The 15,796-nt window shown below is 70.7% G+C and carries 12 protein-coding genes and 3 pseudogenes; 9 read left to right on the top strand and 6 right to left on the bottom strand.

Translation table 11 applies throughout. The annotated features are described in order from the left end of the window. Positions 1 to 4 precede the first annotated feature (4 nt). The 3 genes from QF027_RS02670 to QF027_RS02680 are packed head-to-tail and all read right to left on the bottom strand — an operon-like array spanning position 5 to position 2,481. Positions 5 to 991 (bottom strand): 5-oxoprolinase subunit C family protein, encoded by a 987-nt coding sequence (locus tag QF027_RS02670; protein WP_306986315.1) that lies wholly within the window; start codon positions 989 to 991, stop codon positions 5 to 7. Then, a complete protein-coding gene (locus tag QF027_RS02675) occupies positions 984 to 1,697 on the bottom strand; it encodes a 5-oxoprolinase subunit B family protein (RefSeq protein WP_307072344.1) in 714 nt (237 codons plus the stop codon). The genes QF027_RS02670 and QF027_RS02675 overlap by 8 nt, the downstream gene beginning before the upstream one ends. A 1-nt stretch (position 1,698) precedes the next feature. Further along, complete coding sequence (locus tag QF027_RS02680; protein ID WP_307072346.1) at positions 1,699 to 2,481, bottom strand: LamB/YcsF family protein; 783 nt, start codon at positions 2,479 to 2,481, stop codon at positions 1,699 to 1,701. 319 nt (positions 2,482 to 2,800) lie between these two features. Between QF027_RS02680 and nac the strand changes: the two genes are divergently transcribed. The 5 genes and pseudogenes from nac to QF027_RS02705 form a co-directional block, all read left to right on the top strand. Then, positions 2,801 to 3,730, top strand: coding sequence for a nitrogen assimilation transcriptional regulator NAC (nac, locus tag QF027_RS02685; RefSeq protein ID WP_306986312.1), 930 nt, complete (start codon positions 2,801 to 2,803; stop codon positions 3,728 to 3,730). 116 nt (positions 3,731 to 3,846) lie between these two features. Further along, positions 3,847 to 4,854, top strand: coding sequence for a 2-hydroxyacid dehydrogenase (locus tag QF027_RS02690; protein ID WP_307072348.1), 1,008 nt, complete (start codon positions 3,847 to 3,849; stop codon positions 4,852 to 4,854). Next, on the top strand, positions 4,851 to 5,621 hold the full coding sequence (locus QF027_RS02695) for an SDR family oxidoreductase (RefSeq protein WP_307072350.1): 771 nt from the start codon (positions 4,851 to 4,853) through the stop codon (positions 5,619 to 5,621). The genes QF027_RS02690 and QF027_RS02695 overlap by 4 nt, the downstream gene beginning before the upstream one ends. Before the next feature lie 27 nt (positions 5,622 to 5,648). Next, positions 5,649 to 6,677 (top strand): L-idonate 5-dehydrogenase, encoded by a 1,029-nt coding sequence (locus tag QF027_RS02700; protein ID WP_307072352.1) that lies wholly within the window; start codon positions 5,649 to 5,651, stop codon positions 6,675 to 6,677. 32 nt (positions 6,678 to 6,709) lie between these two features. Continuing rightward, a pseudogene (locus QF027_RS02705) lies at positions 6,710 to 6,875 on the top strand (triacylglycerol lipase); the annotation flags it as partial. Between the two features lie 116 nt (positions 6,876 to 6,991). On the opposite strand, the gene QF027_RS02710 reads toward QF027_RS02705, so the two are convergent. Beyond that, positions 6,992 to 8,383, bottom strand: coding sequence for an MFS transporter (locus QF027_RS02710; protein WP_307072354.1), 1,392 nt, complete (start codon positions 8,381 to 8,383; stop codon positions 6,992 to 6,994). 92 nt (positions 8,384 to 8,475) lie between these two features. On the opposite strand from QF027_RS02710, the gene QF027_RS02715 reads away from it, so the two are divergent. Then, positions 8,476 to 9,405 (top strand): LysR family transcriptional regulator, encoded by a 930-nt coding sequence (locus tag QF027_RS02715; RefSeq protein ID WP_306986307.1) that lies wholly within the window; start codon positions 8,476 to 8,478, stop codon positions 9,403 to 9,405. Positions 9,406 to 9,504: 99 nt separating this feature from the next. Here the strand turns inward: QF027_RS02715 and QF027_RS02720 are convergent. Beyond that, positions 9,505 to 9,624: pseudogene (locus tag QF027_RS02720) on the bottom strand (inorganic diphosphatase); the annotation flags it as partial. 82 nt (positions 9,625 to 9,706) lie between these two features. Between QF027_RS02720 and QF027_RS02725 the strand changes: the two are divergent. Beyond that, a pseudogene (locus tag QF027_RS02725) lies at positions 9,707 to 10,088 on the top strand (SRPBCC family protein). A gap of 140 nt (positions 10,089 to 10,228) precedes the next feature. On the opposite strand, the gene QF027_RS02730 reads toward QF027_RS02725, so the two are convergent. Further along, positions 10,229 to 10,663: an ATP-binding protein gene (locus tag QF027_RS02730; protein WP_306986306.1), complete on the bottom strand. Its 435-nt coding sequence runs from the start codon at positions 10,661 to 10,663 to the stop codon at positions 10,229 to 10,231. A gap of 220 nt (positions 10,664 to 10,883) precedes the next feature. Here QF027_RS02730 and QF027_RS02735 point away from each other — a divergent pair, with 220 nt between their 5' ends. Both QF027_RS02735 and QF027_RS02740 read left to right on the top strand, forming a co-directional pair. Then, positions 10,884 to 11,264 carry an STAS domain-containing protein gene (locus tag QF027_RS02735; protein ID WP_306986305.1) on the top strand — a complete coding sequence of 127 codons (381 nt, stop codon included), beginning with the start codon at positions 10,884 to 10,886 and terminating at the stop codon, positions 11,262 to 11,264. Positions 11,265 to 11,507: 243 nt separating this feature from the next. Continuing rightward, the gene (locus QF027_RS02740) at positions 11,508 to 15,782 is read left to right on the top strand and encodes a HAMP domain-containing protein (RefSeq protein WP_306986304.1); all 4,275 of its coding nucleotides are present in this window, start codon (positions 11,508 to 11,510) and stop codon (positions 15,780 to 15,782) included. Positions 15,783 to 15,796 lie beyond the last annotated feature (14 nt).

A 15,796-nucleotide genomic window follows, 5' to 3' on the forward strand; every position in this document is an offset into this window, starting at 1 on the left:
AGGGTCAGCCGACAGCGGGAGCGCGGATGCGCAGGGCGTCGAAGGCCGTGCGGACGCGGGTTCTCAGTGCGTCGACGGCGTTTCGCTGGGCGCGGTGGGCGGTGACCGCCTGGTCGACGGTGCGGTGGCGGAAGCGGATGGTCTGCCCAGGGCGCACCTGCCCCAGGGCGGACAGACCGGTGGCCGTGACGACCGCGAGCACGGGGTAGCCGGCGGTGACACCGCGGCCGCGGTGCAGGACGAGGAGTTCGTCTCCGGCCGGCACCTCCACGGCGCCGATGGGAACGCCGCGGGAGAGGATCTCGCCCCGGGTGACCCGCCGCGGCACCTCGCCCTGCAGCCGCAGGCCGATGTGGTTGCTCCGCGGGCTGACGGTGAAGGGGGCGTCGAACAGTCGGCCTGCCGTGTCTGCGAACTCGGCCCGGTCGGGGCCGTCGGTGACGTCGATGGTCCAGGTGGTGGGGAACGGGACGACCGGGGCGTTCAGGCGGAACAGCGGGATCCGCGAGAAAGGGTGGTCGAGGGGCGGGCAGGTCGTACGCAGTACGAGTTCGTCGCCGCCGCGCAGGCTGGGACCGAAGCCGAGGATGGTGTCGGGAGCGCAGCTGCCCTGGAGGTAGTCCGCCTCGAACGAGCCGAGCACCGCCAGGTAGACGCGCAGTCCGCGCCGGATGCCGGTGACGCGCACGGTCTCACCCGCGCGCACGCAGAGCGGTTCCCACTGCGGGCGGACGACTCCACCGACGGTCAGTTCGGCGGGGGCGCCGGTCACGGCGATGAGGATGTCGGTGGAGGGAACGCACGCGAAGTCGAGAGCCGTGATCTCCAGCAGCGGGGCGCGGTCTTCGTTGCCGCACAGGACGTTGGCGACGCGCGCCGAGTGCTGGTCGGCGGCTCCGCCGGCGGGCAGGCCGTAGCGGGAGCGGCCGACCCGGCCGAGGTCCTGCACGGTGACGAGGCCGGCGGTGCGGATCGTGAGGGTGTCAGCCATGACAGGCCGCCAGGGGCGTGCCGGCATGCAGGTCCCACTCGTCGGGCGTGATGGGGACGAAACGGAAGGTGTCCCCGGGCCGGTAGGCGGTGATCGGGTCGCTGTGCAGGTCGAGGACGCGCACGGGGGTGCGTCCTAGGAGGGGCCAGCCGCCGGGCGAGGGCATCGGGCAGATGACGGCCTGCCGCCCGGCGACGGCGACCGAGCCGGGATCGACATGGGTGCGGGGCGACGCCAGCCGAGGCACCGGTCCGGGGAAGCGCGGGCCGTCCGTCATCGGCGCCCCAGCCGGTGCGCCGAGGCAGCGCACGGTGAGGTCGGTACCGGAGTGGAGGGCGATGACCTCGCTCTCGGTCAGGTCGAGTTGACGGGCGACTTCGGGCAGATCGGGTCCGTGCTCGCCGCCGTAGACGACGGGGACGACGAAGCGTCGAGACGGTGTCGTCGGCGTGGGATGCGGCCCGAGGCGGGCGGCCTCGTGCGAGACGACACGCCTGACGGTGTCGTGGTCGGTGCGGGTGCAGTCGAACTCCACGAGCAGGGCGTCGTAGGTGGGCACCACGTCGTGGACCCCGGTGAGCCGGACGGCGTCCAGGGCGTCGGCCAGGGCGTGGACGAGCCGCCAGGCGTCCTCGGCCGCCAGGCCCACGGCCCTGGCGGCCAGAGCGGAGTCACCGCAGTCCGTGACCGTGAGGTTGCCGTTCATGTCAGACGCCCTTCCCGCTCAGCACTTTGTCGAGAGAGGTGATCTCGACACCGGCGGCCATGAGTTGCTCGCGGATGCGGCCGGCCAGCGCGATCGCTCCGGGGCTGTCTCCGTGCAGCAGGACGGTGTCGCAGGCGACCGGGATGTCCGTGCCGTCGACGCTGCGGATGACTCCCTCGGTGACCATGCGCAGCGTCCGCCGGGCCACCTCGTCCGGTTCGTGGATCACCGCTCCGGGCTCGGAGCGGGGGACGAGGGTCCCGTCGTCGCGGTACGCGCGGTCGGCGATGCCGACGATGCCCACGCGCAGTCCGCGCGCCCGGGCCGCGTCGGCGAGCTCACCGTCCTGAGCGAGGACGATCAGCGACTCGTCCAGGCAGGCGACGGCGTCCACGACGGCGCGGGCGTAGTCGGCGCGTACGGCGACCAGGTTGCCCAGGCGTCCGTGCGGGGCGACGTGCCGCACCTGGGTGCCGTGAGCGACGGCGAACGCCTGGAGGGCGCCGATCTGGTACAGCACGTCCGTGCGGACCTCCTCGGGCGTGAGGTCCATCGCGCGGCGGCCGAAGCCGACCAGGTCGGGAAAGCTCGGGTGAGCACCCACGGCCACCTGCCGCGCCACGCAGGACCGGACGGTGGCGTCCATGATGCGCGGATCACCCGCGTGGAACCCACAGGCCACATTTGCGGACGTCAGCATCTCCAGGAGGGCTTCGTCGTCGCCCGTCGTGTAGGCGCCGAATCCCTCGCCGAGATCGGCGACGAGATCAACCATGGGGGCCATGACGTCCTCCGGGAGAGAATATGAGGAAGGAGATGCCGGCACGCCTTCGTGATATCCGGAAAGGTCAGCACTTTCGAAACAAAGGCGAGCGTCACAAGCAGACGGAATTCCTGGGAACCGATTCACTTCGACTCTGTCAAGCGGTTCCGGGTTGAATGTTCCGCTCAACTTAGGCCCATGCTCGCGTGATCGCCAATATGTGTTCGGTCTGGCGTTATCGCGAACGGCTATGACCCCCTCACACCTGGGCCCCGCCAGGGCTGTGCTTCGGGATCGCCGCTCCCTACGATGAGGCTCCGCTCCCCGTGGAAGGCTCCGCATGGACACCAGGCGTCTCTACTCGTTCATCAAGATCATTGACGCGGGGAGCATCACGCGCGCGGCCGACATCCTGCACATCGCGCAGCCCGCGCTCAGCCAGCAACTGTCCGCGCTGGAAACGCAGTTCGGGCAGCAACTGCTGATCCGCAGCAAACGCGGAGTCGCCCCGACCGAGGCGGGCCGGGCACTGTACCGGCATGCCCAGCTCATCCTGAGGCAGGTGGACCTCGCGCACGCCGCGGTGGAGGTCTCCGGCCGGGCTCCCGCCGGCAGCGTGTCGGTGGGCCTCGCGCCGTACAGCCTGGGCGCGGCGCTCGCGCTGCCGCTCCTCAAGAGTGTGCGCGAGCGCTACCCGGACATCCTGCTGCACATCAACGAGAACTTCGGCGGCGTGATCAGCGAGGCCATCATGACCGGGCGGATGGACATGGCGTTCATCTACGGGGCCGGCCCGCTGCGGGGCGTGCAGTTCGAGCCTGTGCGCACGGAGGACCTGTTCCTCATCGGGGCCTCCGGCGCGACGGCGCCGCCGGGACAGGGCGAGGTGAGCCTCGAGGAACTCGCCGGCGTGCCGCTGCTCCTGCCCAGCCGCATCCACACGATCCGGCAGGTGGTGGACGCCGCCTTCCAGCAGGCGTCGCTCCGTCCGAACGTGGTGGGCGAGGTCGAGTCCGCGCTGACGCTCGTCAACGCCGTGGACGCGGATCTCGGCGCCACGGTCCTGCCCTGGTCGGCGGCGCGCGCCATCCTGGATGTCCGCTCGCTGTCCGTACGCCGCATCATGGATCCCGTCATCCAGGTCAAGCTGTCGCTGGTGACGTCGGACAATCAGCCCCTTTCGGAGCCCGCCCTCGCGGTTCACGATCTGTTCCTCGAACTGATCACCACCTTTGACGGTGCTGTCGACGGGGATAAGGATCGGCGATAACGTCAGACGAATCCGTTATTTGTTACCGGCGACCGTCCCGGCTAGCGTTTCCCGAAACGATTTCTTTCGACGCCAGCCGTCGGTCGGCAATGCACGGCTCGTCACTGGAGACATAGATGAAAAGGCGCGTCCTCATCACCCGTGAAAACCTGCCCGGCAGCGGCCTGGACCGCCTGTCCGGGGTCGCGGAGGTGGTGGCCTGGCCCGGGAACGGGAAGCCCGGGGCCGCCGACCTCGCTCCGCTCGCCTCCGGGGTGAGTGGCGTTCTGGCCCTGGGCAACGATCCGGTGGACGGTGCGCTGATGGACGCGGCGGGCCCCTCACTGCGGGTCATCTCGCTGGCGAGCATGGGCTACGACAACGTCGACCGGGCCGCGGCCGCCGAGCGCGGCATCGTCGTCACCCACACCCCCGGCGTGCTCGCGGAGACCACCGCCGATCTCACCTTCGCCCTGATCCTCGCCGCCCGCCGTCGGATCGGTGCCGCCGAAGCGAGCCTCGCGTCAGGCTCCTGGGGGCTCTTCCGGATGCACGACTACCTCGGCCTGGACATCCACGGAGCCACCCTCGGCCTGATCGGCTACGGTCAGATCGGCCGCGCGGTCGCCCGCCGGGCCCACGGCTTCGGCATGCGCGTGCTCCACCACGACCCCCACGCACCCGACGACGCCCTGTCGGCCTCGGTGAATCTGGCCACGCTGCTGACCGAGTCCGACATCGTGTCCCTGCATGTGCCGCTCACTGCGGAGACGCGGCACCTGATCTCGGCCCGCGAACTGGCCGCGATGAAACCCACGGCCACCCTGGTCAGCACCTCCCGCGGCGGTGTCGTCGACGAGGAGGCCCTGCTGCACGCCGTCCGGGAAGGACGGCTGCACTCCGCCGGGCTCGACGTCTTCGAACGGGAGCCGATGGGAACGGAGTTGTCACCGCTGGTCGCCGAGCCCCATGTGGTCACGCTGCCCCACATCGGGTCGGCCACCGAGGCCACCCGGGCCGCCATGGTCGACCTGGCCGCCGACAACATCCTCGATGTCCTCGCCGGTCGTCCCGCCCGGACCCCCCTCCCCGGAACCCCGGCGGTGCAGAGCATCCCGGCCGGGAGCACCGGAGTACGCGCATGAGCCACCCGCTGTTCGACATCGCCGGAAAGACGGCCCTGGTCACTGGCTCCAGCCGCGGCATCGGCAAGGCGCTGGCCGAGGGCCTCCTGGAGGCCGGCTGCACGGTCGTCCTCAACGGACGCGGCACCACGGCCCTGCAGGCGACCGCTGCGGAACTCGCGGGCTCCTTCGGGGACCGGGTGCGGACAGCCGCCTTCGACGTGACGGACTCGGCTGCCGTTACCGCCGGCATCGCCGGTGTCGAGGAGGAGGCCGGGCCGATCGACATCCTGGTGAACAACACCGGAGTCCAACACCGCAGCCCGTTCCTGGAGTTCACGGACGACGACTGGCACCGCCTCCTCGACACCAACCTCACCAGTGCCTTCCTCGTGGGACGCGAGGTCGCACGGCGCATGGCGCCCCGAGGCCACGGCAAGATCGTCAACATCTGCTCACTGCAGAGCGCAGCGGTCCGGCCGGGTATCGCCGCCTACTCCGCCACCAAGGGCGGCCTGAAGATGCTCACCAAGGGCATGTGCGCCGACCTGGGCCCGCTGGGCATCCAGGTCAACGGCATCGGACCCGGCTACTTCGCCACCGAACTCACCGCGGCCCTGGTGGCCGACGAGGAGTTCAGCGACTGGGTCCGCAGACGCACACCAGCCGGTCGCTGGGGCGACGTCGCCGACCTCGTGGGCGCCCTGATCTTCCTGGTCTCCCCCGCGTCCGACTTCGTCAACGGCCAGGTGCTCTACGTCGACGGTGGCATGCTCTCCGTCCTGTGACGGACGCCGCCACGGAAGGAACCCACCATGCAAGCCTGCGTCGTCCACGCGGCAGGAGACCTCCGGGTCGAGCACCGCTCCCCCAGCCGGCCCGGCCCGGGCCAGGTGACCGTAGCCGTCGCTCTCGGCGGAATCTGCGGATCAGACCTGCACTACTACCACCACGGCCGGGTCGGCGACTTCGCCGTCCGGGAGCCGATGGTGCTCGGACACGAGGTCGTCGGTCACATCGCCGCCCTGGGAGCCGACACCGAAGGACCGGCCGTGGGAACCCCGGTGGCAGTGCACCCCGCCACACCGTGCGACCGCTGCCCCGACTGCGCTGCGGGCCGCCGCAACATCTGCGCCGACACCCGCTACCTCGGCAGCGCCGCCCGCACGCCCCATGTCCAAGGCGGTTTCGCCCAACTCGTCACGGTGCCGGCGGCGCAGATCCGCCCGTTGCCGCCGGAGCTCGCCCTGCGCCGCGCCATCCTGGCCGAGCCCCTGTCGGTGGCCCTGCATGCCGTGCACCGGGCCGGTGACGTGACGGGCAAGCGCGTCCTGGTCACCGGCGCAGGGCCGATCGGCTGCCTGGTCACCGCCGTGCTCCGCCACGAGGGCGCTGCCGAGATCGTCGTCAGCGACCTCCTCGACACCCCCTTGCGCATCGCCACCGCATCCGGGGCCACCGCCACGCTCCGGCCGAACGCTCCCGAGGCCGGCTCGTGGCCGGCCCCCTTCGACATCGCCATCGAGGCGTCCGGAGCACCCGCGGGGCTGCGAAGCTGTGTCGAACGAGTTCGCCGCGGTGGCACCGTCGTACTCCTCGGTCTGCTGCCACCCGGCGAGGTGCCCCTGCTGGGCAACGTCGCCGTCACCCGCGAACTGGAACTCCGGGGCGCCTTCCGCTTCGACTCCGAGTTCGACGAGGCGATCGGTCTGCTGGCCCAGGGCCTGACCGTCGACGCGATCGTGACGCACACCTTCCCGCTCGCCGAGGCCCGCGCCGCCTTCGACATCGCCCACGACCGAGACGTCGCCTCGAAGGTCCTGCTGGACCTGGCCCGTACCTGACGAAGGACTCGACGGCCCACGACGAAGCCGGTGCTGCCGGAGCGGCCGTCGTCGTCACCGACTACGTCGGCCTGGGCACCACCGACCGTCTCCACGCCTACGTCAACCGCCTCGAAGAGGGGCATGCGGTGCTGGACGTCGTCCGTACGGCGCGCGCTCCCCGGTACGTTGCTCACCGTCGCCTCCCGCGTCGGCCCGTAGGGCTGCAGCGAGGGCGGTGGTGCCACCGCCTCGGCGGCCGAACTCCAGCCCACCGGCCGCACCACCCACCAGTGGTGCGGCCGCTTCGTCATGTCCGTGGCGTGCGACCGGTGTCAGTTGCCGGTCCGTGTCGCCCTCGCCACCAGCAGCACCGCGAGCAGGCCGACGACGACGAGGACGTGACCCGAGGTCGTCAGCGCGCCCAGCGTGCCGAGTACCGCGACGCCGAGGGCAGAGCCCGCCTGACGGATACCGTTGAGCGCTCCCTGGCTGGTGGCGGCGTACTCCGGCGGTGCCGACATGGCCATCGCGGCGGCCGCGCCCGGGATGGACAGCGTGCCGGTCGCGGCGAGGGTCAGCTCGGCGGCGACGAGCAGCGCGAGCGGCGGGTTGCTCCCGACGCAGAAGGTGAGCAGGACGCCGGAGACGACGGCCGCCGACATGCCGGTCAGCAGGATCGGACGGGGGCCGAAGCGGGCCACCAGCCGGCCGGTGAAGAAGGGCATCACGCAGACCGGGAAGGCGATCGGGAGGCAGGCGAGGCCCGCCTTGAACGGAGTCAGCGAGTAGGTGTGCTGCATCCATACGGCGAACATGTACATGCCGCCGAAGTAGGCGAAGCACGACACCGCGGCTGCCACCATCGCGGCCCTGACCTTCGGCAGGGCGAGCAGCGCGGGTGGCAGCACCGGGGAGGCCACGCGGCTCTCCATGAAGGCCAGCACGGCGAAGGCGAGCAGCGCGGCGACGATCGGGATCAGAGCGAGCGGCGAGCCCCAGCCCTCGATGCCCGACTCGACGAAGCCGAACGTCAGCAGGCCGAGACCGAGGGTGGACAGCAGCAGTCCGGGACGGTCCAGGGCACGGGACGCCCGCAGCGGCGGGACCGGCAGCCGACGGGCGATCAGCAGCGCGGCGAGCGCGATGGGCGGGTTCACCAGGAACACCAGGCGCCAGCCGCCCAGTTCGACCAGCCCTCCGCCGAGCACGGGCCCGGCCGCGGCGCCGAGGCCGCTGAGCGCGGTCCAGGCGCCGATGGCCCGGGTGCGGCGGGCGGGGTCGGGGTTGAGGTGGATCAGCAGTGCCAGCGAGGCCGGGACGAGGCCCGCCCCCGCGGCTCCGAGGAGCGCGCGACCGCCGATCAGGGCGCCGACGTCGGGCGCGGCGGCGCACACCGCCGAGAGCACGGCGAACAGGCCGAGGGCACTGGCGTAGACGCGCCGGGCGCCCCAGCGGTCGGCGATCACGCCGCCGGCGAGCAGCAGTCCGGCGAAGACGACGGTGTACGCGTCGACGGCCCAGGGCAGGGCCGCGGCGGCCGGGTGGAGGGACTTCTGGACGTCGGGGACGGCGACGTTGAGGATCGAGGTGTCGAGCAGGACGAGCAGGTTTCCGGCCGCGATGCCCACGAAGGTGAGCCGGGAGCGGGCCGGGGATGCGGGGGCTTCCGGGGCGGGGGGAGCGGCGGTTCCGGTGGCAAGGGGGAGGCTGTCGGCAGTGGTCATGCGGGCAGCGTGGTTCAGCGGCAAGGGGAGCGGCGACGTCGTAAGTCCGATAACCCCATCGGAAAGTCCGATGGGGTGGCTATGTTGGTCAGGTGGACTCTCGCTATCTGCGCGCCTTCGTCGCCGTCGCCGACCAGGGCGGTATCTCCGCCGCCGCCCAGGCGTTGGGATACGCACAGTCCAGTCTGAGTGCCCAGCTCAAGCGTCTGGAGGCGAACCTCGGCGTGGCCGTCCTGGTGCGCGCCGGTACCGGCGCGGTGCTGACGGAGGCCGGCGAGCGGCTGCTGCCGCACGCGCGCGAGGCGCTGGAGCTGGAGGAGCGGATGCGGCGGGCCGCGCGCGGCGACCGGCCCCGGCTCAGGATCGGCGCGCAGGAGTCGCTGGCGCACGTGTGGATGCCCGATGTGCTGGCGGCGCTGGAGTACGGCGCGGCCGGCTCCCGGGCCGGCGCGGACGTCGAGCTCACGGTGGCGAACCGAAGCACTCTCGAACAGTCCTTCGGAGCGGGCGAGTTGGACCTGGTCTTCCAGTACGACAACGGCGTACGGGCACTCGGCCCGCATGCGGTCGTCGGCCACGACCGCACGCTGCTGGTGGCGGCACCCAGCCATCCGCTGGCGCGGCAGGAGCTGGTGACGCCCGAACAGATGCTGGCGTACGACTTCCTGGTGGCCGAACCGGGCTGTACCTCGGAGATGCTGGTGGACCGGTTCGGGCGGGATCTGCTGGCGGGGGCCCAACTGGCGCTGGTCCAGGGGTCGCTGTCGGCACTGCTGCGGCTGACGGGGCACGGGCACGGCGTCTCGCTGCTGCCCGAGCTGGCCGTCACCCGGGAGCTCGGCGAGGGTGAACTCGTCGAGCTGCGGCTGGCCGAGCGGATCCGCCCGGTCAGCATCGTCGCCCAGTGGCGCCCTCGTCCGGGCCCGGCCGAAGAGGCCCTGCGCGCTCTGCTCGAGCTGGCACGGCGGGCCGACCCGCTGCCCGAGGTGACCCGCACGGCCCGCTCGGCACGGGCTTCCTGAACGGGCTCCGACTCACACACGGCACAACGATGCCCGGCTGCACGGGAGTTCCCGGCCACCGGGCATCGGCGGGTACGTCGTCGAGGCGACACGCTCACCTCATACGGCCTCCCCCGCGTTCGCCAGCCGCTTCACCGACGCGGTGATCTCCTCCTCCGCCGCCTCTCGCCACACCGAGTCCGCGCCCTCGACGGACTTGCCGGGCTCCAGGTCCTTGTAAAACGCGGTTCGCCCGTACGCCGCCGCGGTCACCGTTCGTCTCGCGCGACGTCCGGTCCACCCGCGGAGACGGGGAGTGCCCGTGTCCGGACAGTGGGAAGCGGTGGTGGAGGTCGATCGGCCCGCGGAGGAGGTGTTCGCCTGGCTCGCCGACAGGCGCAACGATCCTCAGTTCAGTCCTCGGGTCCTCAGCATCGAGAGGATCCAGTTCCGCGTCACCGTACGCGAAGCGCCGGTGCGGCTCCGCTGGGCCGAGGTGTCCAAGAACAGCGTGACGGCGCGCTGGCTACGACCTGGAGCCCCTGGCCGACGGCAGGACCCGCGTGCGTGTCTTCAACTTCCTGGAGGGCCACGGCCTGGGCGAACTGCTGGTCGGTCCGGCGTCGGCCGCGCCCCGCAAGGACGCCCCGGCCTTCGGCATCCGGATCAAGACGGCCGCCGAGAAGGCGATCGTTCCTGGCTGACCTTTCCACGGGCAGCCGAAAACCGCCCTTGGAGACCGGCGACGACCGGCTGCGCCGCCAGGCCTCCAAGCCTCCAGGAAGGGAGCACGGGTCGGGGACCCGATCTTCTGGTGTCCGCGGTCTTCGGCCGCGAGGCCCGTTCAGCCAGAAAGGTCCTGCAGCGGATCGTCGAACAGCGCGAGGCGGGCCGTGATGCGCTTGCCGACGGGCTCTCGGCGTACCTCGATCCCCTGTACCACCGCCATCACGATCTCCAGCCCGTGCTGGCCCACCCGACCGGCGTCAGCGGCGCGGGCCAGGGGAAGCGTCGGATCGGTGTCCCACACCTCGATCTCCAGCATGGCGTCGTTGACGCGCAGCTGCAGCAGCACCGGCCCGGGCGCGTATTTCAGCGCGTTGGTGACCAACTCGCTGACCACCAACTGCCCCAGGTCCATGGCGCGGGCCGACACCGGCAACCCGTACTCGCCCTGCACCCGCGCCAGGAACTTCGACGTCTGGGCCCGAGCGTCGGCGATACAGCCGTCCGCTCCGTCCAGGGCCACGGTCACCTCGGCAGGTGCGGCTTCCGGCATCCACGCACACTCCTCAGGCAGGACCCGCAGCCTGCCGACCATCTCCAATACCCCGTTCATGGGCGCGCGGATACCCCGTCATCCCCGCCTTACTCCTGTGCCGCGCTGTTCTTGTGCTGCCCACGAACGAAAGGGCCGTCTCATGCATCGTGCTCGGGCTTCCTGGGCAACGGTGGCACCAAGGACGTGACAGCCCCCATCGAGTGCGCAGAGGACGCAAGTGGCAGACAACCGGGAAGCAGTGGGACACGGCAGACTGTCCGTGGTCCGGACCGACGCCGACGGCATCACCGTGCTCGGCCTCGACGGAGAGATCGACCATCAGAGCGTGGGCGGCCTGACGCGGACCCTGTCCGTGGCCGACGCCCCTGAGGGGCCCCGGGTGGTCATCGATCTGAGCCGGGTCACCTTCATGGACTCCAGCGGTGTCAACGCTCTGATCGCCGCCTTCCAGTCCGCTCGGGCCGCACAGGGATGGCTGCGGCTCGTGGTGGTGCGCGGCGCCGCGCTGCGCACGTTGCAGCTCGTGGGACTCGACACCGTCGTCCCCTGTCACCCGACCCTGGAGGAGGCCCTCGCGTCGGTGCGGCCAGGCGCGTGAAAATCGAGCCGGGTACCCGGGATCACACCCCCCATGCCGACTTGACGACGTCTTTTTTCGGCCTGCCACCACGCTCCCACCAGGCTTTTGTCGCCGCTGCGCACCTGGGTTAATCTTCGACGGATTTCTCATCGGTCAGTTCCGTGGGGTGCGGAATTGTCGCTGGTGAGCGGGCCCTTGACGAGCCCGACACGGTTCCGAGTCCTCGTGCGGGGACTCTTGGGGAGCGGAACGAGGGTGCGCATGAGCAGCACGTCGACTCAGGACCGGGAGAAGGCTCCGGGCGAGCAGGAGCTACGGCAGTTGCTGGCCGGGCTGACCGCCGTGCGCGACGGCGACTTCGGTACCCGGCTGCCGTCCGACGGACAGGGCCTGCTGGGTGACATCGCCACGGTCTTCAACGGCATGGTCGACCAGCTGTCCCTGTTCACGTCGGAAGTCACACGGGTGGCCCGCGAGGTGGGCACCGAGGGCACGCTCGGCGGGCAGGCCGAGGTGCCGGGAGTCTCCGGCACCTGGGCGGACCTGACCGACTCCGTCAACGCGATGGCGGGCAACCTGACCACCCAGGTCCGTGACATCGCCCAGGTGGCGACGGCGGTGGCCAAGGGCGACCTCTCGCAGAAGATCGACGTGCCCGCGCGCGGGGAGATCCTTCAGCTGAAGGAGACCGTCAACACGATGGTCGACCAGCTCTCCGCCTTCGCCGACGAAGTCACCCGCGTCGCCCGAGAGGTGGGCAGCGAGGGCCGGCTCGGCGGGCAGGCCCAGGTGCCCGGAGTGGGCGGTGTCTGGCGGGACCTCACCGATTCGGTCAACTTCATGGCGGGAAACCTCACCGCGCAGGTCCGCAACGTCGCCCAGGTGACGACGGCGGTGGCGCAGGGCGACCTCTCCCAGAAGATCACCGTCGACGCCCGCGGCGAGATCCTCGAACTCAAGAACACCATCAACACGATGGTCGACCAGCTCTCCGCCTTCGCCGACGAAGTCACCCGCGTCGCCCGAGAAGTCGGCACCGAGGGCCGGCTGGGCGGGCAGGCCGACGTCAAGGGGGTCAAGGGCACCTGGCGCGATCTCACGGACTCCGTGAACTTCATGGGCGGCAATCTCACCGCGCAGGTCCGCAACGTCGCCCAGGTGGCCACGGCCGTGGCGCAGGGCGACCTCTCCCAGAAGATCACCGTCGACGCCCGCGGCGAGATCCTCGAACTCAAGAACACCATCAACACGATGGTCGACCAGCTCTCCGCCTTCGCCGACGAAGTCACCCGCGTCGCCCGAGAGGTCGGCACCGAGGGCAACCTCGGCGGGCAGGCGATCGTACGGGGCGTGTCGGGGACCTGGAAGGACCTGACGGACAACGTCAACGTGATGGCCTCGAACCTGACCGGGCAGGTTCGTTCGATCGCCCAGGTGGCCACCGCCGTCGCGCGCGGCGATCTCTCCCAGAAGATCACGGTGGAGGCCAAGGGCGAGGTCGCCGCCCTGGCGGACGTCATCAACACCATGGTCGACACGCTCTCCGCGTTCGCCGACGAGGTCACCCGCGTGGCCCGCGAGGTCGGCACCGAGGGCCGCCTGGGCGGTCAGGCGCACGTGCCGAACGTGGCCGGCACCTGGAAGGACCTCACGGACAACGTCAACTCGATGGCCAACAACCTCACCGGGCAGGTGCGCAACATCGCCCTGGTGACGACGGCGGTGGCCAACGGCGACCTGTCGAAGAAGATCGACGTCGACGCCCGGGGCGAGATCCTGGAGCTGAAGACCACCATCAACACGATGGTCGACCAGCTGTCGTCGTTCGCCGCCGAGGTCACCCGTGTCGCCCGCGAGGTCGGCAGCGAGGGCCGCCTCGGCGGACAGGCCGAGGTGGAGGGTGTCGAGGGCACCTGGAAGCGGCTGACGGAGAACGTCAACGAACTGGCCGGGAACCTCACCCGGCAGGTCCGCGCGATCGCCGAGGTCACCAGCGCCGTCGCCGAGGGCGACCTGACCCGCTCGATCACCGTGGAGGCCTCCGGCGAGGTCGCCGACCTCAAGGACAACATCAACTCCATGGTGGAGTCCCTGCGCGAGACCACCCGGGCCAACCAGGAGCAGGACTGGCTCAAGACCAACCTGACCCGGATCTCCAGCCTGATGCAGGGCCACCGTGATCTGCCGGTGGTCGCCGAGTTGATCATGGACGAGCTCACGCCGTTGGTCTCGGCCCAGTACGGCGCCTTCTACCTGGCGGAGGACACCATGCGCGGGCCCGAGCTGCGGCTGGTGGGCTCGTACGGCTATCCGGACGACGACGAGCGGCCCACCCGTATCCCGGTCGGGCGCTCGCTGGTCGGGCAGGCCGCGCGCAACCGCCGTACCGTCACCGTGGAGGAGCTGCCCGCCGGGTACGTCACCATCTCCTCGGGCCTCGGGCACGCCCAGCCCACCGCTCTGGTGGTGCTGCCCATCGTCGTCGAGGAGCAGGTCCTCGGCGTGATCGAGCTGGCGTCCGTCACCCGCTTCACCCAGATCCACCAGGACTTCCTTGCGCAGCTGATGCCGACCATCGGCGTCAACCTCAACACCATCGTCGCCAACGTCCGCACCGACGAGCTGCTGGACGAGTCCCAGCGGTTGACCGCCGAACTCCAGGCCCGTTCCGAGGAGTTGCAGGTCCAGCAGGACGAACTCCAGCGCTCCAACGCCGAGCTGGAGGAGAAGGCCTCCCTGCTGGCCTCGCAGAACCGCGACATCGAGGCCAAGAACCTCCAGATCGAGCAGGCCCGCCAGGAACTGGAGACCCGCGCGCAGCAGTTGTCGCTGGCCTCCAAGTACAAGTCGGAGTTCCTGGCCAACATGAGCCACGAGCTGCGCACCCCGCTCAACAGCCTGCTGATCCTTGCCCAGTTGCTGGCGCAGAACCCCTCGCGCAACCTCACCCCGAAGCAGGTCGAGTACGCGGGCATCATCCACTCGGCGGGCTCGGACCTGCTCCAGCTGATCAACGACATCCTCGACCTGTCCAAGGTCGAGGCGGGCAAGATGGACGTCGCCCCCGAGCGGGTCCCGCTGCGCAAGCTCCTCGAGTACGTCGAGGCGACGTTCCGCCCGATGACGACGCAGAAGAGCCTGGACTTCACGGTGGCCACCGCGCCCGGCACCCCGGCCGACCTGCTCACCGACGACTCCCGGCTGCGCCAGATCCTGCGCAACCTGCTGTCGAACGCGGTGAAGTTCACCGAACAGGGCGGTGTGGAGCTGCGGATCGAGCCCGCCGCGGACCGGGAGGTGCCGCCGGGCGTGCACCGTGGCGGCCCGGTCGTGGCGTTCCGGGTCAAGGACACGGGTATCGGCATCCCGCAGCAGCAACTGGAGACGATCTTCGGGGCGTTCCAGCAGGCCGACGGCACGACCAGTCGCAAGTACGGCGGCACAGGGCTCGGTCTGTCCATCACCCGCGAGATCGCCCGTCTGCTGGGCGGCGCGGTCAAGGTCGACAGCACCCCCGGCCAGGGCAGCACGTTCACCCTGTATCTGCCCGTCGCGCGCGCCGACTTCGAGGAACTGATGGAGGGAGGCGGCCGTCCGGCGGAACAGCCGTACGACGCCTCCGCCGGCGAGGAGGCGGCCGAGCCCCGGCAGCTCGCCGCTCCCGCGCCTTCCCCCGAGCAGCGCAGACGCCGTCTGCTGGTCATCGAGGAGCGCCCGCGCGGTCTGCTCACGCTCGTCGCCGAGCGGGCCGTCGCGGACCTCGCGTACGACTCCGACGATCCGCACGGGGGGATCGACATCATCACGGCGGTGGGGGCGCAGGAGGCGGCGAGCACGCTGGCGGCCGACCCCTGCCACTGCGTCGTCCTCGAACTCGGCATGCGGCACGACGAGGGCGCCGACTTCCTGGAGGCCATGCGCGGCGACTCGGCGCTGGCCAGCGTTCCGGTTCTGGTGCACACCGGGCACCGGGTCGACCTCGCCCAGGAGCAGGGTCTGCGGGCCCTGGCGGGTGACCGGCCGCTGGACTTCCTGGCCAGCCTGGACGACCTGCGCGAGCGCATCACCCTGCACCTGTCCGCCGAGCAGCCGGGCGACGTGCTGTCGCTGGTGCGTCCCGAGGAGCCGCAGCGTTCTGCCGCACAGGCGGTGGACGGCTCCTTCCTCGGCCGGACGGTCCTCGTGGTCGACGACGACGCGCGCAACCTCTTCGCGCTCAGCGGGGTGCTGGAACTGCACGGCTTCCAGGTCCTGCACGCGGACAACGGCCGTAAGGGCATCGAGATGCTGCTCGCACACCCGGACATCTCGCTGGTCCTGATGGACGTGATGATGCCGGAGATGGACGGTTACACCGCCACCACGGAGATCCGCTCGATGCCGCAGTACGCGGAGCTGCCGATCATCGCGGTCACCGCGAAAGCCATGCCCGGCGACCAGGAGAAGAGCCTCGCGTCGGGTGCCAACGACTACGTCACCAAACCCGTCGACACCGGCGACCTCATTGCCCGGGTCCGACGGTGGCTGCCCGCGTGAACCCACGCCGAGAC

Source organism: Streptomyces canus (assembly GCF_030816965.1).
GTDB lineage: Bacteria > Actinomycetota > Actinomycetes > Streptomycetales > Streptomycetaceae > Streptomyces > Streptomyces canus_E.